This window comes from Thiocapsa roseopersicina, assembly GCF_900106925.1.
GTDB lineage: Bacteria > Pseudomonadota > Gammaproteobacteria > Chromatiales > Chromatiaceae > Thiocapsa > Thiocapsa roseopersicina.
Genome location: NZ_FNNZ01000012.1, coordinates 131,787 through 151,341, shown reverse-complemented (window position 1 = coordinate 151,341; position 19,555 = coordinate 131,787). Strand labels below are relative to the sequence as shown.

At 64.6% G+C, this 19,555-nt stretch carries 15 protein-coding genes and 1 pseudogene; 11 read left to right on the top strand and 5 right to left on the bottom strand.

All coding sequences use genetic code 11. The annotated features are described in order from the left end of the window. The first annotated feature begins 35 nt into the window (after window positions 1–35). Window positions 36–1,214 carry a DNA polymerase IV gene (gene dinB / locus BLV04_RS13870; RefSeq protein ID WP_093033096.1) on the top strand — a complete coding sequence of 393 codons (1,179 nt, stop codon included), beginning with the start codon at window positions 36–38 and terminating at the stop codon, window positions 1,212–1,214. Between the two features lie 282 nt (window positions 1,215–1,496). Further along, window positions 1,497–2,174: pseudogene (locus BLV04_RS13865) on the top strand (cytochrome P450). Between the two features lie 90 nt (window positions 2,175–2,264). Here the strand turns inward: BLV04_RS13865 and BLV04_RS13860 are convergent. The 4 genes from BLV04_RS13860 to BLV04_RS13845 all read right to left on the bottom strand — a co-directional run bounded on the left by BLV04_RS13860 (window position 2,265) and on the right by BLV04_RS13845 (window position 6,036). Continuing rightward, window positions 2,265–2,711 carry a hypothetical protein gene (locus BLV04_RS13860; RefSeq protein WP_245731886.1) on the bottom strand — a complete coding sequence of 149 codons (447 nt, stop codon included), beginning with the start codon at window positions 2,709–2,711 and terminating at the stop codon, window positions 2,265–2,267. Between the two features lie 638 nt (window positions 2,712–3,349). Further along, window positions 3,350–3,865 (bottom strand): type II CBASS E2 protein, encoded by a 516-nt coding sequence (locus tag BLV04_RS13855; protein ID WP_093033090.1) that lies wholly within the window; start codon window positions 3,863–3,865, stop codon window positions 3,350–3,352. 4 nt (window positions 3,866–3,869) lie between these two features. Then, complete coding sequence (locus BLV04_RS13850; RefSeq protein WP_093033087.1) at window positions 3,870–5,051, bottom strand: nucleotidyltransferase domain-containing protein; 1,182 nt, start codon at window positions 5,049–5,051, stop codon at window positions 3,870–3,872. Beyond that, the gene (locus BLV04_RS13845; protein ID WP_093033084.1) at window positions 5,020–6,036 is read right to left on the bottom strand and encodes a CBASS cGAMP-activated phospholipase; all 1,017 of its coding nucleotides are present in this window, start codon (window positions 6,034–6,036) and stop codon (window positions 5,020–5,022) included. The genes BLV04_RS13850 and BLV04_RS13845 overlap by 32 nt, the downstream gene beginning before the upstream one ends. A gap of 165 nt (window positions 6,037–6,201) precedes the next feature. Here BLV04_RS13845 and BLV04_RS13840 point away from each other — a divergent pair, with 165 nt between their 5' ends. After that, window positions 6,202–7,125, top strand: a complete 924-nt coding sequence (locus BLV04_RS13840) for a WYL domain-containing protein (protein ID WP_217633702.1) — start codon at window positions 6,202–6,204, stop codon at window positions 7,123–7,125. Between the two features lie 510 nt (window positions 7,126–7,635). Here BLV04_RS13840 and BLV04_RS13835 read toward each other — a convergent pair. Then, complete coding sequence (locus BLV04_RS13835) at window positions 7,636–8,154, bottom strand: DUF6384 family protein (protein WP_175534636.1); 519 nt, start codon at window positions 8,152–8,154, stop codon at window positions 7,636–7,638. 550 nt (window positions 8,155–8,704) lie between these two features. On the opposite strand from BLV04_RS13835, the gene BLV04_RS13830 reads away from it, so the two are divergent. The 8 genes from BLV04_RS13830 (at window position 8,705) to BLV04_RS13795 (ending at window position 19,508) form a co-directional block, all read left to right on the top strand. Continuing rightward, window positions 8,705–10,216 carry a sigma-54 interaction domain-containing protein gene (locus tag BLV04_RS13830; RefSeq protein ID WP_093033081.1) on the top strand — a complete coding sequence of 504 codons (1,512 nt, stop codon included), beginning with the start codon at window positions 8,705–8,707 and terminating at the stop codon, window positions 10,214–10,216. A 135-nt stretch (window positions 10,217–10,351) separates the two neighbouring features. Beyond that, window positions 10,352–10,657 (top strand): DUF4258 domain-containing protein, encoded by a 306-nt coding sequence (locus BLV04_RS13825; protein WP_093033078.1) that lies wholly within the window; start codon window positions 10,352–10,354, stop codon window positions 10,655–10,657. 56 nt (window positions 10,658–10,713) lie between these two features. Beyond that, on the top strand, window positions 10,714–11,022 hold the full coding sequence (locus tag BLV04_RS13820; RefSeq protein WP_175534635.1) for a vWA domain-containing protein: 309 nt from the start codon (window positions 10,714–10,716) through the stop codon (window positions 11,020–11,022). A gap of 116 nt (window positions 11,023–11,138) precedes the next feature. After that, window positions 11,139–11,792: a vWA domain-containing protein gene (locus BLV04_RS13815; protein WP_093033075.1), complete on the top strand. Its 654-nt coding sequence runs from the start codon at window positions 11,139–11,141 to the stop codon at window positions 11,790–11,792. A gap of 10 nt (window positions 11,793–11,802) precedes the next feature. Beyond that, window positions 11,803–12,522, top strand: coding sequence for a protein phosphatase 2C domain-containing protein (locus tag BLV04_RS13810; RefSeq protein WP_093033072.1), 720 nt, complete (start codon window positions 11,803–11,805; stop codon window positions 12,520–12,522). Then, window positions 12,519–13,922, top strand: coding sequence for a protein kinase domain-containing protein (locus tag BLV04_RS13805; RefSeq protein ID WP_093033069.1), 1,404 nt, complete (start codon window positions 12,519–12,521; stop codon window positions 13,920–13,922). The genes BLV04_RS13810 and BLV04_RS13805 overlap by 4 nt, the downstream gene beginning before the upstream one ends. Continuing rightward, on the top strand, window positions 13,919–17,284 hold the full coding sequence (locus BLV04_RS13800) for a DEAD/DEAH box helicase (RefSeq protein WP_093033066.1): 3,366 nt from the start codon (window positions 13,919–13,921) through the stop codon (window positions 17,282–17,284). Before BLV04_RS13805 ends, BLV04_RS13800 begins: the two co-directional genes overlap by 4 nt. Then, entirely contained in the window at window positions 17,268–19,508 is a 2,241-nt protein-coding gene (locus tag BLV04_RS13795) for a hypothetical protein (protein WP_093033063.1), read from the top strand. Before BLV04_RS13800 ends, BLV04_RS13795 begins: the two co-directional genes overlap by 17 nt. Window positions 19,509–19,555: the final 47 nt, after the last annotated feature.

Here is a 19,555-nt window from a genome sequence, read left to right as displayed (position 1 = left end):
ACTCCGCAACCCGCCCACCGAGGGTCCATCCCCGCATGTCCCGCCTCGTCATGCACGTCGATATCGACGCCTTCTATGCGGCGGTGGAGCAGCGCGACCGCCCGGAGTGGCGGGGGCGCCCATTGGTCGTCGGCGCCGAGCCCGGCCGACGCGGCGTGGTCGCGACCTGCTCCTACGAGGCGCGCCGCTTCGGCGTGCACTCGGCCATGCCGATCGCCGAGGCGGTGCGCCGTTTACCCGCGGAGACGGTCTACGTGCGCCCGGATATGGCGCGCTATGCCGAGGTGTCGCGGGAGATCATGCGGGTGCTCGGCGCCCTCTCTCCGATAGTGGAGCCGGTCTCGATCGACGAGGCCTACCTGGATGTCTCCGGGTTGGAGCGGCTGGTCGGTCCGCCCGAGGTCGTCGCCCGGCGCACCAAGGCGGCCATCCGCGAAGCGGTCGGGCTGACCGCCTCGGTGGGCATCGGTCCGAACCGCCTGATCGCCAAGCTCGCCTCGGACGCCCGCAAGCCGGATGGGCTCCTGGTCGTGCGCCCGGAAGAGGTCCGTGCCTTCCTGGATCCGATGCCGCTCGGCGCCTTGCGCGGTGTCGGCGCCGTGACGGCCCGACGCCTCGAGCAGACCGGCTTGCGGACGGTCGGCGACGTGCGTGCCCGACCGCTGGAAGAGCTGCGCCGACGCTTTGGCGCACGCATCGGCACGCAGGTGCACCTGCAGTCGAACGGGATCGCCGACGACCGGGTCCATCCGGCCGCCGAACGCCAGTCGATCTCCAAGGAAACGACCTTCGCCGAGGATGTCGTGGACAGCGACGTGCTGCGCGAAACCCTGCGTTGGGCCGCTCAGGAGGTCGGCTACCTGGCCCGACACGCCGCGCGCAAGGGCACGCTGGTCACCTTGAAGATCCGCCTACACCCATTCGAGACCCATACCCGCTCCCGCACCCTGGCGGCACCGACCGCGGACGATCGGATCCTCTTCGACACCGCATGGGACCTGTACCGGGCCGACACGCACGCCGGTCGGGCGGTGCGGTTGATCGGTCTGGGTCTCTCCGGCTGGGCGCAGGCACCCGTGCAGCCGGATCTGTTCGCGGACATGGAGAGCCGAGAGCAGGATCCTGCGGATGATCGTCTCGACGCGACGCTCGATGCGATTCGGCGTCGGTTCGGCAGGCACTGCATTCAGCGCGGACTCTCTCGGCGGCCTTAGCGATGCAGCAACCCCGTCGTTGACAAGCGGCTTCTCCCGGGCGGTTGACGCGGTTGCCGACGGATTGTAAAGGCGCTGCTCGCCAACATCCTCGCCACTGTCACCCAGGGCACCGGAGACCAGACCTCTTGAACACGGGAGGAAAGGCCGTCATGAGCACCGCGACCGATACACTGGTCGAGCGCAAGGGCCATTGGCTCACCGGCTGTCTGAGGGACTTTCGCGAGGACCGGCTCGGCTTCCTCGCCGACGAGCGGTGCGAATGGCGATGACCTCCTGACCATGCCGGTGAACATGACCGACGCCGAGACCGGCGCGCGCCTATCGGACGAGGAGATCCGCGCCGAAGTGCTCACGCTCTATCTCGCCGGTGACGACACCACGGCCCTGAAGCTCACGGATGTGTGGTATCACATGGCGCGCCAGCCGGAGATCGCGGCGCGTTTCCACGAAGAGATCGATGCTGCCTTGGGCGGTCTACCGCCCGGATTCGATGATCTGGAGCATCTGCCGTATACCCGGATGGTCTTCAAGGAGGCACTGCGGCTCTACCCGGCCGCCTATCTGTTGATGCGAGCCGCCGCCGAGCCACTCGACATCGGCGGGCACCGCATTCCGGCGAACAGCGTCCTGATGACGAGCCCCTAAGCCATGCATCGTCACCCCGAGCTCCGGGAGGATCCGGAACGCTTCGCTCCCGAGCGCTTTGCCGAGAACGCCGAGCGCTGCTGGCACACGTTCAAGTATTTCCCCTTCGGCGGCGGCCCGCACATCTGTATCGGCAACCAATTCGCGTCGGTCGAAGGCCCGCTGATCCTGGCGACCATCGGGCAGCACTACCGGTTCGAGCTCCTGCACCCGAACCAGCAACTTGCATTGGAGCCGCAGATCACCCTCGGTCCCAAAGGCGGCATGCCGCTGCGACTGCACCGGCGAACGCCGTCCCGCAAGGCGACCTGATATGCGCCGATCCCCGGCGCGCGCAACCCGGAAGGCAGCGCCTGTAGCCCTCCAGGTCAGTGCTTTCTCCGACGCCTGAGCCCGATCGCGCTAGAGCCGCATGCACGGCGTCTCGTCGAGCGCTGCGCGCAGAATCTCCTGCTCCAGGGCCGCGGAAGGATGCCAGAATCCCCCGCGTGCGACGAAGCGGCTGCCGGCGTCAACAACGCCTTTCTCCGCGTCCGCCATTCGAGGCACCACGGGATCGATGGCCAGTTCCGCCAACGCCGTGTTCCGGCGTATGAACACGTCGCGGTCCAACCGCCCTTCGGCATCGAACCCGAGCATTTCGTAGACGAGCCGGACGACGGCATAGGGCGCCCGATCACGCACCTCCACGACCACCTCGGCCATCCGCACGCGCTGGCCCGCGAAGCGCTCCAGTCGGTGCCTCTTCGGGTCATCGACCATGCGGGAGAACGTCGCGCTGGCCAGTCGGTACAGGGTGTCGTCCGGTCCGAGAATGTAGATGCGGGTCGAGTAGCTCACGGTGACCATCTTTATCAGGCCCAAGGGTCCGTCCGCAGCGTACCGCAACGTTCGCCAAGGCATCCGTGCGCCGTCGCATGGGTAGACCCTACAGTCGTGTCACCACCCTCGGAGCACTCGATGCTCGTCCGGCTGGAACAGGGAGGGTCGTCCCGTCCTTGGCCGGTCAAGGAGCATCGTGATGACGATTGATCCGGAGCTGCCACCACCGCTGGAGCACCCGTTTAACTGACGCTCTACAGCGGTTGTGGCGATACTACCTCGACGGGTTGTTGCTTCGGATCTCGCGCAGCCGCCATTACAGCTCGCGACGCCCCACGTCCACCGAGGTAATCCAAGCAGAAGCTCCGCCGCCTCTCGCCGACCGCCAGCAGTCGGCTAGGAGCCGTCTCCCATCAACCGGAAGCGAGTGACTCTTCGATCCTGTTTTCTGTCGGTGCGGTCCGAAAGCGAAGTGACCGGACTTGTGGCAATGCGGACATCGACGACGCTATTTGCGCTCCCATACGGATCCCAACAGCGGACCTTCGGCGATCAGGGTGGACTTGACCTATGAAGAGTGAAGTCGAGGTCGGATGAGAGGAACAGATGGCCAGCGCGCGCCGGATGACGCATCGGATGATTGGGGGGAAGGAGGTCGAGGGTGCCTATCCGGAATTGCTTGACCGAGCGGCGCGTGCTTCCTTGCGGCGACGGTAGCGGGGCTCTGGATCGTCGGGACTTGGGTGTTCGCCGCCGCCCTCCCAGTCGCCGGTAAGCATCCAGTGCTCGAAGAAGAACAGCCATAGATCGGCCCACGGGACGATGGTGTCCGCGAGCGAGCGGGTGCTGTTCCATTCGCCCTTCTCGGGTCGGTAGAGACACAGACACACGGCGGATGGGAACTCGCGGTCTCGCGTCGATGGGTAGATGTGTGGCGGCTGGCCTGCTCCTAGCGATGCGATCTCGGGCGCGACGACGAAGGTCCGAGGGTGAAAGCCAAGCTCGTAGTCGATGAGCACTTCGTAATGGCGGCTTTCAGCGGCTGGCCGGGTGGAGTAGCGCCATCGCAGTTGACCACGCCGCGAGGAGATGCAACTTCCGTCGGTTTGACGGGCCAAGTGCTGGCGCTGCTGAGCGAGGCTCAGGCGCCGTTGCTGACTGAGGCGATAGCCGCCGCGCACGAACCTATCTCGCCGCGCCGAAGAAGGTGTTGGCTCGAACCGAGGTGCCGTGACCCGCGGCCAACAAACCGCCCGTGATCGGCGCACGGACGAGTGTTCCGTCCGTTCGCCGGCGCTGGATTGCGCTGAGTCGGTTGCGATGCCAAGCGTTGGTCTCCGGGCCCACAAGCCGATCGCGCATGATGGGGATCCGCTGGTCGAGGCCTTCCGACCGTTGATAGGCTTCCACGTCCGCAACCAGCAAGCGATGCCACTTGAAGAAGTCTGTTGCCTTCTGGGGTTCGGTGTTCCACTTCTCGGCGAAGTTCTCGCCGAGGGCCGAGGGGTTGAGGACCTGGTAGCGACCGGGTAAACCCTGGACATAGTGCGGCAGCCGGGCCAGCACGGTCTGGATGAATGCCCAGGGATTGGGCCAGGTCCGCAAGGCCTCGCGACCATATGAGGTTGCAGCGAGCGTTGTGAGGATGATGGATATCGGCGGGTGCCCATCGGTGGACTCGAAATAGAGATCGCGGTGGCGCTTGAGCAGTTGCACGATGCGGCGCAGCATGTCGCGCGGTTGCATCGGGTCGGGGAGCGGATCGATCTCGGCACGGGCTAAAGCGATTGCTTTGGCGAAGTCGAGGACGAGATCGGTAAACGTGGGCTCGATCTTGGATGCCATGTCGAACAAGTCGGCGTAGCGCTCCGGGTTCGACGGTTTTAGTTGCCTGAGCTCTCGATCGGGCACCAGGATGCCCTGTTGCGAGCAAGCGGGGTTTGGCATCGCTGGCGTGATGTCCATATGGAACCGTGACGACTCAGCGTAGTTGAGCCGCCAACAGCGGTTCTTGGGTTCGAGCATCAGCTTGTACCGACCGCTCTCAGCGAGCCGTTTCCCGATGATCTCTGAGACCTTTACCGCGGAATGTACGGAGGGGTGCGCCGCGGGAAGCAGACAGACCAGATCGACGTCGAAATGATCGGCACCGAGAGGTCGTACAGACGTGCGCAACCTCACCGAACCCTGAGCATAGATCCGTGCGGACTTGAGCAGCGGGTCGTCCGAATCCGCCAACCAGTTTCCGACCGCGTGATAAGCGGTCTCCAACTGGTCGTATTGCGTGGGCGACAGTTCGACGCCGCGAAGTGCGCCATCGAGATTCGCAAGAAGATCAAGCCGCGCGTCTGAGGGACGGTCGTCCATCGGCCGGTGCTCCGTGGTTTGGGGTGAATCTGGGCGCTCGCCGCGACAGAAAGATGCGCTCGATGTCGCGGGCGTGATGATCTGCGTGATGCGCTGATTCGGCGAGAAGATCGTCGACCGTGGATGCGTCATCCATCGCGTACTGACCGGCGGCAACCGGGGGACTGACCCGAACTAGGTTTTCCTTCCCAACGAGTAGTTTTGCTTGCCCCAGTGCGCACGAAGACTGGCCGTCCATCATTTCATTGAACAACGCGACGCCCCAACGCAGTCGGCCCCCGGTAGCGAGTCGCGGCTGAAACCTACGCACCTGATCCAAGGTGCCGATGCTGAGAACGCGCAGCACCGAAGGTTTGATGTCGAGCACACCGAGCGCCTCAGTGACGCCGACCATCACGGGGTTATTCGCCCAGAGCCCGCCGTCGTAGAACAAACGGTTGTCCACCTTCGCCGCCGGAAAGTAGGTGGGCGCAGCGCTGGTCGCCGCCGCCACCAGCCATGCGGGGATTTTCCAATCGGAGTTCAAGCCCGGCGCATGGGCCGTCTTAAACAACTTGACGCCGTGCTGGCGCGCATCCATGGCTGTGATGACCAGACGGGTAGTGCTATCGCCCAAGACGCGATCAGCACCAAGCACCTGGCGCAACGCCCGTTCGAGCGGCTCGCTGGAAAACTTGCGCCGGAACAGCGCCCAGTTATTACGCGGCTCTAGAAACCCAGCTCCAGGCAACCGCCGAGCCCATTTCGGCAAAACTGACGGGAATATGACCTCCGCATTGTCCCTATAGAACTCGACGATCTCTCGAGCCGAGAAACCCAACCCCAGTCCCAGCGCAACGATACCGCCGGTCGATGTGCCGGCGATCAGGTCGAAATGCTCGGCGATCCGAATGCCGTTCCGCTCTTCAATTCTGGCAAGCAATCCAGCGACAAACACGCCACGAATGCCGCCCCCGTCGAGGCTCAGGATGGAAAACTGATCCATGAAGACTCATCGCATAAACTAATCATGATCAAATAGTATACAGATCATTTTGATGATGTCTACCAATCTTTGTAACGATGTGTAACAATCGTTGTCATGAAGTCAATGTCGGCGCCAAGTCAACCACGGCAGGGCAATCTACAACGTGTTTCGCAGCTCAGAGCCATGATGACCTCCGGTCTCCTCGACAAACCGAGCCAGGCGCAGCGCTCCCGGCTCTTCTTCCTGGATTTCAGACTTTACTTTCTCGGCTCCGCGACGCGCTCTGATTTGGTGGAGCGCTTCGGTATCAAGGAAGCTGCGGCAACGCGTGATCTGAGTACGTATCGCGAGATTGCACCGAACAATGCCACCTACGATGCGCGCGCGCGGAAATACCTGATCAACAAAAGTTTCAGCCCGATCTTCAAGCACTCAACGCACCAAGCACTGAGTTCGCTCACCCGAGGCATCGGTGACGATTTCCTCGGTGATCATCGACCGATGATCGAGTGCGCCCTGCCGCAAGATCTTTCTTCTCCCAGCCCTGACATCGTGGCCGCGCTGACCCGTGCAATCCACTTGGGTAATCTCGTTGAAATCGGCTATGTCTCCACTGGCAGCGGCGCGCGAAGGCGGGTGATCGCTCCGCACGCACTGGTAAACAGCGGGCTGAAATGGCATGTTCGGGCGTTCGACCGACGCCGAGGCACTTTCCTTGACTTCTTGCTGACACGCATGTCTGCCGTTCGAGCGGCAGAAGGCTCGGTGGCTGAGCACGAAGTTCAGGGTGCTGACAGGCAATGGTCGCGCTACGTCGACTTGGAGCTGGTCGCGCACCCAAACGCTGAGAACGTCGAGCACCCGGAGTCCATCGAGCTTGAGTACGGCATGACCGACGGCGTACGACGCATTGAAGTGCGTGCGGCTCAGGCAGGCTATTTCCTGCGCTTATGGAACGTTGATTGTTCCACTGATCACAGCTGTCGGGGGAAGGAGTTCCAGCTTTGGCTGCGCAACCACCAAACCCTCTATGGCGTCGACAACGCCATGCTCGCGCCAGGGTATCGCGCCAAGGAGGCCGCCTACGGTCGGGCACAGGAACTCTAATCGGGACCTCGGATTCGGAGCATCTCGAAACACCGATTCCAGGTACCTGTACGGTCGGACCAACGACAACCCCGCGAGGTCAGCGGCAGCGCTGAAACTGATTTTCCTGGCCTGGTAGAGGCTGGCGGCGAGGAAGAAGTCGATGGCGCCGGCCCCCAAGGGATGCAGGTTTGGAGCGAATTCGGGTTTGATCCGGGGCGTGGACATGGGTTTCTAATTCTGGTCGGGTGACCCACAGTGGGTCGATACGGTGCTTTTGGCAGAGTCAACGCCATGATTCACCAACACCGTGTCGCTTGAGACAATCGGTCACTGTCTGATCGTGCTAGATGGAGAGAACTGGGCAAGAGGACAAAAACAAAGCACAAAGTCGCTGGCCGCGCACGAGCCGGGGGGTTGAACCTTCGTGACGATTCAGAAACAAGTGGTTCAGGATCGGCGACGCCTAAGCCAGAATCACACGATAGAGAGTCCCGGTCCGAAGATGCACCGGTCGTTCTCGGTCCCTACTTACCATTGCGTGATGGCCCCGCCGGTCGTGGGCATGTCGTACCGCGGAACCAGCTCGCCGTGGGTCTTGTAGCCGAAACGGTCGCGCTCGATGATGCCGTCGTCGCGTTTGTCGCGCGCAACCGCGTTGAAGGTGTCTTCGTCCACGCGCAGACCCCAGACGGCGACGGTAGCGGTCTCGCGGGTCTCTTCGTTGAGGATCGGCACGCGGAGCACCCGGCCGGTCGGATCCACGGCCTCGACCATGATGTAATAGTTGCGTGCCCCGCTGTTGACATCCGGGATGCGCCAGACACCGCTCCGCTCGCCCAGTCGGTTGACGATGCGCAGGCTGTACTCCTGCCCCAAGATCGTCCGGGCCGTCTCCAGCTCGCGCAGCGTCAAGCGGGCGCCTTCGGTATCGTCGTTGCGCAGGGCGGACTGACCCGCACCGAGATAGCGCTCCAGACTCTCGCGCGCCCGGTCGTTCTCGGCCAGTGCAACCGCATCTGTATGGGCCTGGACCAACCGCTCAGACAAGTCTCGTCCTCCCAGGGCGGTCAGTAGAAGATTTTCAGAATCCGGAAACTTCGGATACAAACTGGCACTGGTGTTCGACGATAACCCGACGAACCAGTCAGGATTGAGGTACGCGCCCACGCCATCTTTTTTAGTCGATCGTGCACGCTTTTTACACGCCCCACCCCAGCAGGCTAGAGCCGGCATGTGGAGCGGCGCGGTCAGCATCAGTTCGCGGGTTGAGCTACAGGGCGCGCTCGGAACGCCCGAGTCCCACGAATTCGAACAGGCAACAAAGGTGGTGGGCCGCACCACCCGGCGAGCGAAGTCAAGAAAGAAAGAGATCTACGGGGTCGGGCAGCATCGCTTCACCTGAAAGGGGGCGCGTACATTTTTCGAGACCTATTGCGTATCATGGGGCTGGCGTTTTGGTTGTGACGGGCGCGGAGACGGCGTATCGGGTCAATCGTGGCAGCGTTCCCGCCAAAACCTCATAAACTTTCAGGTACTGGCAGAAGCACAAAACCTGCGTGCTAATTGCCAATAAGAGCCAAGATGGATCAGGCCACCAATGAAACATATCGTTGTTAGTTGGATTGGAAAACGAGATCTGGATGCCGTAGACGCGGAAGCAGGAGACGGCCCGGTATTGGCGACCTTGCGGACGGTTCAACCAAACCAGACCTACCTGCTCTACAATTACTCTCCAGCTGACGTCGCGCCGTATCTCGATTGGCTGGACCACCACGCCCCCGGCAAACTGAACGCGCGCCACGCACAACTCAGTTCCCCCGTAGATTACTCGGATATTTATAAGGCTGCCGAGGCATTGCTGCATGAGGTATGGACGACCCATCCGGAGGCGAAACGGCAAATCCTGATTAGTCCTGGGACCCCCGCCATGCAGGCGGTATGGATACTGCTCGGCAAGACCCGTTATCAAGCCGATTTCCTGCAGGCATCAGCCGAGCAGGGCGTACAGCCTGTCGATCTACCCTTCGCCATTTCGGCGGAGTTCCTCCCACTCGGATCCGCGAGTGACGGTCTTCGCCTGCGCGAAATGGCGGCAGCTCCTGTCCCAATGACCGCTGATTTCGAGCGCATCGTCACCGGCCATCCGAATATGATGAAGCTCAAACAGCGCGCGGCCGCGCTGGCTCGATTTGATGTTCCGGTACTGGTTCTGGGGGAGACCGGCACTGGAAAAGAGTTGTTTGCGCGTGCTATACACAACATCAGCACGCGCAGCGGCAAGCCCTTCGTAGCCCTGAACTGCGGCGCCATTCCGCCGGAGCTGATCGACTCGACCCTGTTTGGCCATCTCAAAGGCGCCTTCACCGGGGCGGTGCGCGATCAAGCAGGCGTGTTCGAACAGGCACAAGGCGGCACCCTATTCCTCGACGAGCTCGGAGAGCTTTCTGCTTCCGCGCAGGTGCGACTGCTGCGCGTACTGCAGGAAGGAGTCATCACAGCGGTCGGCGATGCGAAGGAACGCCCGGTCGATGTACGCCTTATCGCCGCCACACACCGAGACCTCCAACAGGACATCGCGGATCATCGCTTTCGCGAGGATCTTTTCTACCGAGTGGCCGTAGGTGTTCTGGAACTACCGCCCCTGCGCGAGCGCCACGGTGACTTGATGCCTCTTATCGAGCATTTCCTCGGTGCGATCCAACAGACTCTCGGTATCGATTCCGAACTCAAGCTCAGTCCGAACGCTCGCAATCGACTCCTGCGCGAGGCATGGCCTGGCAACGTCCGCGAACTCCACGCTACGCTACTGCGGGCGGCCCTGTGGGCGCAGGACGGCCTGTTGGGCGACGCCGACATTCGTGACGCGCTTCTCGGAAGAACAGAGGATTCCGCCGGCATCATGAATAGGTCACTCGGAGCCGGGTTTGATCTGGATGCCCTCTTAGGACATGTCGAGAAACACTATCTGGGAAAGGCCCTTGAAACTGCTGGCGGCGTCAAGAAAGATGCCGCACAACTCCTGGGGCTCGGCAGTCACCAGGTGCTTTCAAATCGCCTCCGCAGCCACGGGCTGGATCCGGGGAAAGCCCCGTCCAGAAGCTCAAAGTAACCCAGACACCTCCAGGAGTAACCGAAGTTACTTTTATCTTCACCATAAATCACGCATGCCGTTGAAAAAAAAGTAATAAAATGTTGGCACAAGGATTGAGTAATAGGCATCGACACATACCAAGGAGTTCCGTCGATGCAACAACAGACCCGTCACGACCAACAAGCCGCCCCGATCGATTCCTTCGCGTTGACCGAACACGCTCGGCTGCGCATGAGTCAGCGTGGTATCCGCCGCGACGATTTGGCCGACGTCCTACGCCTGGGTCGCTGTCGCCATACCCGCGGTGCACGCTTCTACTTCGTAGGCAGAAAGGAGGTGCGCCGTTACGCCCGGCAGGGACTCGACATCCGTCGGCTGGAGAACCTCCAGGTCCTGCTCTCACCGAAGAGCGACGATGTCATCACCGTCTATCGCAATCCGGAACTCCCGCGCAACTGATGTCCGTAGCGGGCAATCGGCACCTAACCGCATCAGAAACAACAGGGACTCAAACTATGGCGATGAAAGACTTCGCCGTCACGGCCCCGCGGCCGCTTCCCGTCTTCATCCTCGCCGACACCAGCGGAAGTTTGGGAGTCGATGGCAAGATCGAGGCTTTGAACCAATCGCTGCGCGACATGGTTAAGAGCTTCCCGACGGAGAGCCGTCTGCGTGCGGAGATCCATCTCGGCGTGAACACCTTCGGCGGCGACGCACAGGCCCATTTACCCCTGTCCGCTGCTCATCAGATTCAGGGCATCCAGGAGTTCGTCGCCAGCGGCGGTACCCCGCTGGCGCGGCGCTACCCTAAACCAATTAATTAGTTATCGTAATAACCTGGCGCAAGGCTTGACTGCAGTTCGACGGGGCGGAACAGACCGCCTTGCCACGGGCCAGTCGGCAACCCGCCCCAATCGCTACCATACCGGAGACCATCCCCATGCAACTCAAAGAGTTCACCACAGGTGCCGCCCGCCCGCTTCCGGTCATCCTGTTGGCCGACGTGAGCGGTAGCATGCACGCCGACGGCAAGATCGCGGCCCTGAACGCATCGATACGCGACATGCTGGCGAGCTTCGCCACCACCGATGACCAGGGTGCCGAGATCCATGTCGCGATCATCACCTTCGGCGGCACCGCCGAGGTCCAAACGCCGCTCGCCACGGCGAACACCGTGCAGTGGACCGACCTCACCGCCCGCGGCAGCACGCCAATGGGTAAGGCGATGGAGCTTGCCGCTGATCTGATCGAGGATCGCGAGAAGATTCCGGCGCGGGCCTATCGGCCGACCGTCGTGCTGCTCTCGGACGGTCAGCCGGACCCCGGCTGGGAGAATGGCCTAACTCGCATGACCAAGGAGGGACGTGCCCAGAAGGCGGATCGGATGGCGCTGGCGATCGGCGCGGACGCCGATGTGGACGTGCTGCGACGTTTCGTCGCGCCGGCGACGGACCGCCTGTTCGGCGCGGCCGATGCCAGGCGCATCCGGGACTTTTTCAATTTCCTCACCATGTCGGTCGCCACCCGAACGCGCAGCGTCAATCCCAACGAGTTGCCGCCGATGCAGGATCCCTACGATCTGGATCGGCTGTAGGCCGGCCCAGATGTGGCAGATGATGGGGTCGAGCGTGCGCGGTCCGGCGCACCGCCGCGCCGGGCAACCGAACCAGGACGCCTGGCTGAGCCGCCAGAACCGAGCCTTCGCGCTCGCCGTGATCGCCGATGGTCTCGGCAGCCGACCCCATGCCGCCGCCGGCTCTCGGGCCGCCTGCCGGGCGGTGGCGGAGGCGGCGCGGGCTTGGTCGGCGGCGCCGGGGGCGCCTCCCGACCTGCTGCTGCGCCTGATCCACGCCCTCTGGAACATTCGCGTCCACGCCCTCGGGGCCGGTGATAGCTCGACCACCTGTGCTTTTGCCCTCGCGGTTCGTGATGGCCCCCTGTTGCTGGCCCAACTGGGCGATGGCCTGGTGCTCGCCCGCTGTGGCGGGGACGTGATCCTGCTGGAACCCCCGGCCGAGCGTTTCGGCAACACCACAACCGGGCTTGGGATCGCTACCGACCTGCGCGAATGGCGGTACCATCTGGCGCCGCGACCGCCCGGCCCGGCGGCGATCCTGTTGGCCACCGACGGCATCGCGGACGACCTGCTCCCGGACCGGCGGTTGGATCTGCTCGACGCCCTCATCGACCGCCACGGGTCCATGCCTCGGGGTGAGTGCTCCCGCCTGATCGGCAGCATGCTGCGTGCTTGGCCAACGCCGGGGCACCGCGACGACAAGACCCTGGCGATTCTGTGGCGGACTGAGGCACTGGAGGGTCAATGAGCGGATTTCCCAAGACCGTCCTGGACGAGGATGGCAATCGTCATGATCTGATCGGCGATCCCCTGGGACGCGGTGGGCAGGGTGTGGTCCTGCGGACGCGCAATGCGCACATCGCCGTCAAACTGGTCACCGGACCGTCGGGCATGCCTGTCTCCGCCGGAGGCGAGGCCGGCCATACGGCCCTGCGGCGGCGGCTGGAAGACGTCCGGCTGCTGCCACTCACCGATATGCATCTGGCTCAGCCGCTTGCCCTGCTGCGTGATCAGGTGGGTTACACGATGCGGCTACTGGGAGACATGGTACCCATCCGCAGTCTCATCGCCCCGCCTGGAAGCAGCCTCGGCGCCTTCTATCGCGACACCGGCGGATTACGCCGCCGCCTGCAACTGCTCGCCAGAACTGCCGCCCTGCTGGCACGGCTGCACGCGATCCCGCTGGTCTATGCCGATGTCTCGCCAAACAATGTGTTCGTGTCCGAAGGCCATGACGCCAACGAGGTCTGGCTGATCGACCTGGACAATCTCCAATACCTGTCCGACAGCTCCGCGGGCATCTTCACCCCCGGTTTCGGCGCCCCGGAGGTGGTCACCGGCCGCGCCGGCGTCACCACTCTGTCGGATGCCTACGCCTTTGCCGTTTTGGCCTTCCAGGTACTCGCCCAGGTCCATCCCTTTCTCGGCGATTTCGTCGAGGAGGCGGGTTGGGACAGCGACGAGGACCGCGAGCAACTCGCCTACGAGGGAAAAATCCCCTGGATCGAAGACGCCGATGATCCCTCGAACCGCAGCGCCCATGGCATCCCACGTGAACTGGTGATCCCCAAACCGCTGCTGGCACTGTTCCAGCGCACCTTCGGTCCCGGTCGCCAGCGCCCCGATGCACGTCCCGGCCTGACCGAGTGGACCGATCTGCTCCGAAGGCTCGCAGATCGGCTGCTGTCCTGCTCGGCCTGCGGTTCCAACTTTTACGTCGCCCGCGACTGTCCGTTCTGCGAGTCCGGGCGCGGCCCCTTCATCCAGATGGAGGTCCACCGCTGGGATCCGGAGTTCGACGACGACGGGGGTTCCGCCGTCAGTACCGAACCCGTCTGGCGCAAGATCATCGATCTGGCCGACAACGGTGCCCTTGCCGGACTGGTGCAGCGGCATGTGATCGCACCCGTGCTGGCCGCCGCGGACGACGAGCCGGTGTTGCGCATCCGCCAGGTGCCGGGCGGTATCCAGGTGGAATTGCTGACCGATTGTGAGGTGCATTTGCTGTTGCGGGGACGCCTACAACGCCTTGAGGGGCGCAAGCTGTTGCCGGTGCCGATCCCCGGCGATGAATCGCTTCTGCACTTCGGGCCGCTCGACCGCCCTCATCGGCTGGCGCGGTTGCGCTGGCATGGAAACGGCGCATGAAGCTCGAACAATTGCCCCACGGCCAGTGCGACGAACTCGACCTGACCTGGTCCGGCGCCACCGATACCCTGCCGGCATCTTTCCTGCCCGGCACCGAGGCCCGCCTGCATTACGCCGACCGCGATCAGTTGGCGCTGCTGGCTGTGGGCGCGGACATGATTGAGGTCGCTGGCGATGGGCGCAGGCACGCAGACCTGCTGGCGGCCCATTGCACACGGCATTTACCCCACCTGGTCCGCATCGTTGGCCCGACCAAGCGCGGGCTGCGGATCCGGATTCACACCTTCCTGCATACAGTGGTGTTGCCGTCGGCACAGATCGGCATCGACGAGAAGGGTTTCGAGGCCCTCGCACGCATTGCCCGGACCCATAACAACCCAACGCGGGCCATCGACTGGCTGCGAGAGCAATTCCTGCTCGCCGGCGAGGGCGACGGGCAACGGGCCTTCGCCACCGCCGGCCACGGGACGTCGGCGGACGCCTTCGCGCTACTCGGCCGCTCGGCCCACGCCTTCATCCGGCGCGACCCTGAAAAGCGGCTGCTGATCGACAAGATCGTGCGTGGCCAGGCTCAGGGACAGGCGCCGATCGCCCTGGTCACAGGGGACATACAGTTCGTCGATGCCACAATGGCCGGGCGGCTGCGTGCGTCCGCGGCCGCCGAACTCGACGCCCTGTCGGCCACTGGCAGCAGTTTCCTCGATCAATGGCGCCGGTACGGCGAGATCGAGCGGGAAATGACCATCCGTCGCGCCAGGGAGTCGGGCCAGCTCGCATATACTCAGGTCGAGTCTTTGCCAGAGGGCACCTGCCGATTCACGCTCGACCCTAGGAGCCTCGCGGACACCGAGCGCTTTGTCTGCGTGCTAAGGGAGGCACAGGGACTCGGCATCGAGGCCGCCGAACAGATCCCGGTGGCACTGATCACGGATGCCCCCGAGGAGCGGCAAACAGACGAGGCGACTGAGCAGCCCCCGGTGGCGACCTTCGAGCCCAAACCCGTCTGGAACCGGCGCGACGGCACGCTGACCCTGCCCCGCGACGGCGATCAGGAGGCGACCCTGCCGTCCCGCGGCTTCCTGTTCGTGTCCCTGCGCGGCGATCAAACGCGGCTGAAGCGGCGGGACGATGCGCAGCGCGCGATTCGCCAAGCCAGTTGCCCGATGCCCCAACTCGGCTTGCTCCTCGAGGGCAAGCCCGTGCCAGTCCCGCGCCGCGGCACGCTGCCGGCACTGACCCCAGCCGTATCCCGTAAAGTCTTTGGTGCGTACGCACCGACGCCGACCCAGGAGGAGGCCCTGCGAGTGGCCCTGAACACGCCGGACATCGCGTTGATCCAGGGGCCGCCAGGCACCGGCAAGACCACGATCATCGTCGCCCTGGTCGAACGGCTTCAGGAGGTCTGGGACAGCTCGGACGGGGTCCAGGGGCGCCTATTGTTGAGCGGCTTCCAACACGATGCGGTGGAGAACGCCATTGCACGAATGAGCGCTAACGGTCTGCCGCCGATCAAGTTCGGCGGGCGCCGCCAACGCGGGGAGGCAGACAACCAGGTGGACAGGGTCATCGAGGACTGGGCGCGAGGGCGAGCCGACGCGATCCGCAAACGGCTCCCGCAACGCCCGCCGTCGGCCTTGCAAAGGCTGGTCGCGGCGCAGCTCAAGGCCTATCTGCTGGCCCCCGGCGTCCCGGCACAGACGGCGGCGATGCTCGAACGCACCGCGGACAGTCTCGGCACCGCCGTGTCGGCCGCCCGTGGGGAACGTCTGCGGAGGCTGGCGAACACCTTCGCCGAACGGGCGCGGGTCCGGCGGCAGGATCCGGAGCGGACCCGCGCCCTGTGCGCGGTGCGTGCGTTGCGCCATGATACAACCGCCTTTACCGACGATGGTCCACGCAACGCCTGCAGACTTAGCCGGCTCACACTGGTCACGCCGTTGCTCGCCCCCGCGGACCTGGCCCTGCTGAACCAGGCCATCGCCTGGCATGGCCCCGACGCACCGCCGTTTCTGCGGGCCCTCGGCGACTTGCGCCGCCGGTTGCTGCTCGCGTTGCTCCCCGCCGACCGCACCGAAGACAGCATCCCGCAGGTGAATACCGAGGTGCTCGCGGCCCTCGGCGCTGTACGCGATGAACTGGCGCTCCGGCAGCAGGCCTCCCGGGACGGCGCAGACGAGGCTGTGCTGGCCTTTCTCGAGACCCTGGAGGGCGATCATGAGGCCGTCAAGCGCGCCGTGATCGCCTGCACCTCGGTGTTCGCCGCGACCTGCCAACAGTCCGCACGTAAGGAGCTCGCGGACCTGAAGGGCACGCAGGCCTATGACACCGTGGTCGTGGACGAGGCGGCCCGCGCCACTCCGCTCGACCTTCTGATCCCCCTGGCCCGCGCTGGGCGCCGTATAGTGCTGGTGGGCGATCATAGGCAACTGCCGCATATCGTCGATCAGCAGCTCGAACGGGAGTTGGAGGGGCACCTAGCCGCGGACGGCAACGCACAGTCGGGCGACGGCGAGAGCAAAACAGGCCCGTCCGCAGCGAAGAATGCTCAACAGTGCACCCTGGAATGGCTGAAGGAAAGCCTATTCGAGCGCCTGTTCAACGACCTCCGCCAGCGGGAGTCAAGGGACGGAATTCGGCGGACCGTTACCCTCGATGAGCAATACCGCATGCATCCGTTGCTGGGTGAGTTCATCAGCGCGCAGTTCTATGCGCCCTATGGCGAGGCATTCCGCTCGCCGCGGCCTGCATCGGACTTCGCCCACGACCTGCCTGGCTGGCCCGGCCCGGCCGGCTGGCTCGATGTGCCCGCAGGCTTGGACCCCGAGATATCGGGCCAAAGCAAGTCCCGCCCGGTCGAGGCACGGGCGCTGGTCCACGAACTCAAGCACCTGATGGACCACCCCGCCGCCGCCGGCCTGACCTTCGGCATCATTACCTTCTACTCGGCACAGGTGGCCGAAATCGGCAAGGCGCTGATGACGATAAGCATGGCCGCCCCCGACGAAGATGGCGGCTTGGTGATCGTCGATCCTTACCGCGAACTGCACCTCCCAAGTGGGCGCCTAGCCGAGCGCCTGCGCTTCGGCACCGTCGATGCCTTTCAGGGCATGGAGTTCGACGTGGTGCTGCTGTCCATGGTCCGCAGCAATGCCCTGCCCGGCGGCAGCGAGTTGGCGCACCGCCGACGCTACGGGCACCTGATGTCGCCGAACCGGCTGTGCGTGGCGATGAGCCGCCAGCAACGCCTACTGATCCTGGTCGGGGACGGGGCCATGCTGGAAGGCCCGGACGCGCGGGCGGCGATCGGCCCACTGGTCGCCTTCCGCGAGCTGTGCGAGGTGCACAATGCCGAGCGGCTTTGACCGGACCACCCCGATCATCGACCTCGGGGCCAACTCGCAACCGTTGCGCTGGGGTAGCCGCCGCTGGCTGCTGTGGCCGGTTCATGCCTTCAAGTTGCTGATCCCCGCCCCCCGCAACAGGGCGTTGAACCTCTTTCAGCGCGCCGTGCTCGATCTGTGCCGGGCCGGGATGCGGTGGCCCGAGCAGATCAGCGCCCGTCTGGAGTTGCCGACGGACCTGGTGGACTTTCTGCTGGACCAGTTGCGAGACATCGATCTGCTCGATCAGGCAGCCAGCCCGACCGAGCGCGCGCTGCGCCTACTGGCCGAGGAGGACGAGCCGCCGGAGATCGAAGAGGTCGCCTGGGTGTTCGTCGATGGCCTCAGCGGCAGGCTATGGCGACGGTTGCGTCGTGGTGAACTGCCAGTGACCGACTGCGCGGATCTGCCCGACCAGCAGCACAGCGTCCGGCTGCGCCGCGGGACTATCGGCAACCCGCGGTTCGACAACGCGCGCTATCTGTGGCCGGATGGCCGCGCGCCCGTTGTCCTCCGGCCCTCGGCGCGGGACATCATCAAGGCGGCGCGATCTCACCGGCGACGCGCCATGGCCTTCCGGCAAGAGTGGGAAAAGGCCAACCCGGACGTGCTCGATCCGAACCTGCTCGCCCGTCAAGGCGTGCGGGTGCTCAGCCCGGTCGGGGAGCCGACCTTCATCACCGTATGCCTGTTCGCGCCGGACGATGCCGGTCAGCGCAGCTGGATGGTAACCGACCCCTGCGGTCTCGGGGTCAGCGACCTGCTGCGCCCGACCATCAACGATCTGGCGCAGCAGGATCAGCAAGGCATGCGACGTCTGATCGAGAGACTCACCGGCGAGGCATGGCAGGTGGATGAGACCGAACTCGCGCAGGTTCTGGACGACGCAGCACGGGCCGCCGGCGAGCGCGTCCGCCTACGGCTGGGCGAGGCCGTGGACCTGCTACCCGTTGAGGCCCTAAGGCACCTGGCGGGGGCCGAGGAGGCGCTGGCCCATGCGCACGCCGGCGGACCTGGCATGGCCCGTGCTTTGGATGACGCCTATGGCAAAGCCCACACGGCGCTGGAGACTGTGCTCGGCTGGCTGGTCGGCCTGTATCCGGACCCTGAACTGCTCGCGGCGCTGACGCCCGACCCGGAACACAACGCCGATCTGTGCATGAACGTTGCCGTGATCCTCGGTTTCGAGACCACAGAGGAGACCCGGCGACTGCTGCGCGTCTCCCGGGCGGTGGTGAAGGGCGCGCTGCTGGACGGTAACCGGTCGCTGCCGGGCCGGCTCACCGCGGCACTGCTAGCGACCCGATTGCATCATCCCTACCCGCTGGCCGGCCTGGGGCGGGACTGTCCCTGGGCGCTGGCGCTAATGGCTCGCTTCCAGCAACTGCGCAACCGCGGCCAGCATTTCAGCGAGAGGCCCCCGAACCTTGCGGAGGCCAGCGCGGATCAGGACCGGCTGTTCGACCTTCTGCGCGCCCTGGTCGGCGTCGGACCTGCCGGCGCACCGGCGCCGGCGGCGGTCGGTGCCGCCGGTCTGGACCTGCTGTTGCGCATCCGCGCCCAAGCGGAGCAACGGGTCAGGAACCAGTATTCGGGAAGCGATGAGCGGCCACAACTGCACACCCGACTGATCGAGATGGAGACTACGGCGATCACCCTTGCCAAACTAACCGAAGCCGGGGCTGCCAGCGCCGATATCCTGGGCGGCCGTCTGCGGGACTTCGTCGTTGCCGCAGCCATCGCCTTCGAGGCCCTGCTGGACGAGATCGACCAGGTTGCCGCGCCCGCGGGCGGCGAACCGCCCGACCACGCGCTGGGCGAAGATAAAGACCGGAACGCGGCGCACATCACTGCGGTGGCGGCCGCCCTCGGCTTCGCCCTCGACGACCACGGGGCCCTGCCAGCCGCATTGACCCATGCCCAGGTCGAGCGGGTGCGCCGGGCAGCGGCGGGCGGCGGCGAGACCCTGTCGGCGCGAATGGTCGCCCTGTTGCTGGCCGCCGGCGCGGACCCAAGACACCCAGTGCGGGCGGTGGCGACGGCCTGCCCAGACTTCCTGCTGCTGGTCGCCCGACTGGTCAAGGCGCGCGGTCACGCGGATCTGGTGATGATTGAACCGACCGAGGCGCTGGCATTGCATGAGCGGTTGATTGCAGACGTGCGCCTGGTGCTGGACGCCTTGGATGAGGCGACGGCGGGCGCCTGAGTGGCCGGCCATGGGTGGCGGACGATTGCAGAACAGCGGTTTCAGGA

What these genes read in the sequence shown, in the direction of transcription:
- dinB (WP_093033096.1), top strand. Translation starts at nt 36, where the DNA reads ATGTCCCGCCTCGTCATGCACGTCGATATCGACGCCTTCTATGCGGCG.
- BLV04_RS13860 (WP_245731886.1), bottom strand. Translation starts at nt 2,711, where the DNA reads ATGGTCACCGTGAGCTACTCGACCCGCATCTACATTCTCGGACCGGAC.
- BLV04_RS13850 (WP_093033087.1), bottom strand. Translation starts at nt 5,051, where the DNA reads ATGGACGACCGTCCCTCAGACGCGCGGCTTGATCTTCTTGCGAATCTC.
- BLV04_RS13845 (WP_093033084.1), bottom strand. Translation starts at nt 6,036, where the DNA reads ATGGATCAGTTTTCCATCCTGAGCCTCGACGGGGGCGGCATTCGTGGC.
- BLV04_RS13840 (WP_217633702.1), top strand. Translation starts at nt 6,202, where the DNA reads ATGATGACCTCCGGTCTCCTCGACAAACCGAGCCAGGCGCAGCGCTCC.
- BLV04_RS13830 (WP_093033081.1), top strand. Translation starts at nt 8,705, where the DNA reads ATGAAACATATCGTTGTTAGTTGGATTGGAAAACGAGATCTGGATGCC.
- BLV04_RS13825 (WP_093033078.1), top strand. Translation starts at nt 10,352, where the DNA reads ATGCAACAACAGACCCGTCACGACCAACAAGCCGCCCCGATCGATTCC.
- BLV04_RS13820 (WP_175534635.1), top strand. Translation starts at nt 10,714, where the DNA reads ATGGCGATGAAAGACTTCGCCGTCACGGCCCCGCGGCCGCTTCCCGTC.
- BLV04_RS13815 (WP_093033075.1), top strand. Translation starts at nt 11,139, where the DNA reads ATGCAACTCAAAGAGTTCACCACAGGTGCCGCCCGCCCGCTTCCGGTC.
- BLV04_RS13810 (WP_093033072.1), top strand. Translation starts at nt 11,803, where the DNA reads ATGTGGCAGATGATGGGGTCGAGCGTGCGCGGTCCGGCGCACCGCCGC.
- BLV04_RS13805 (WP_093033069.1), top strand. Translation starts at nt 12,519, where the DNA reads ATGAGCGGATTTCCCAAGACCGTCCTGGACGAGGATGGCAATCGTCAT.
- BLV04_RS13800 (WP_093033066.1), top strand. Translation starts at nt 13,919, where the DNA reads ATGAAGCTCGAACAATTGCCCCACGGCCAGTGCGACGAACTCGACCTG.
- BLV04_RS13795 (WP_093033063.1), top strand. Translation starts at nt 17,268, where the DNA reads ATGCCGAGCGGCTTTGACCGGACCACCCCGATCATCGACCTCGGGGCC.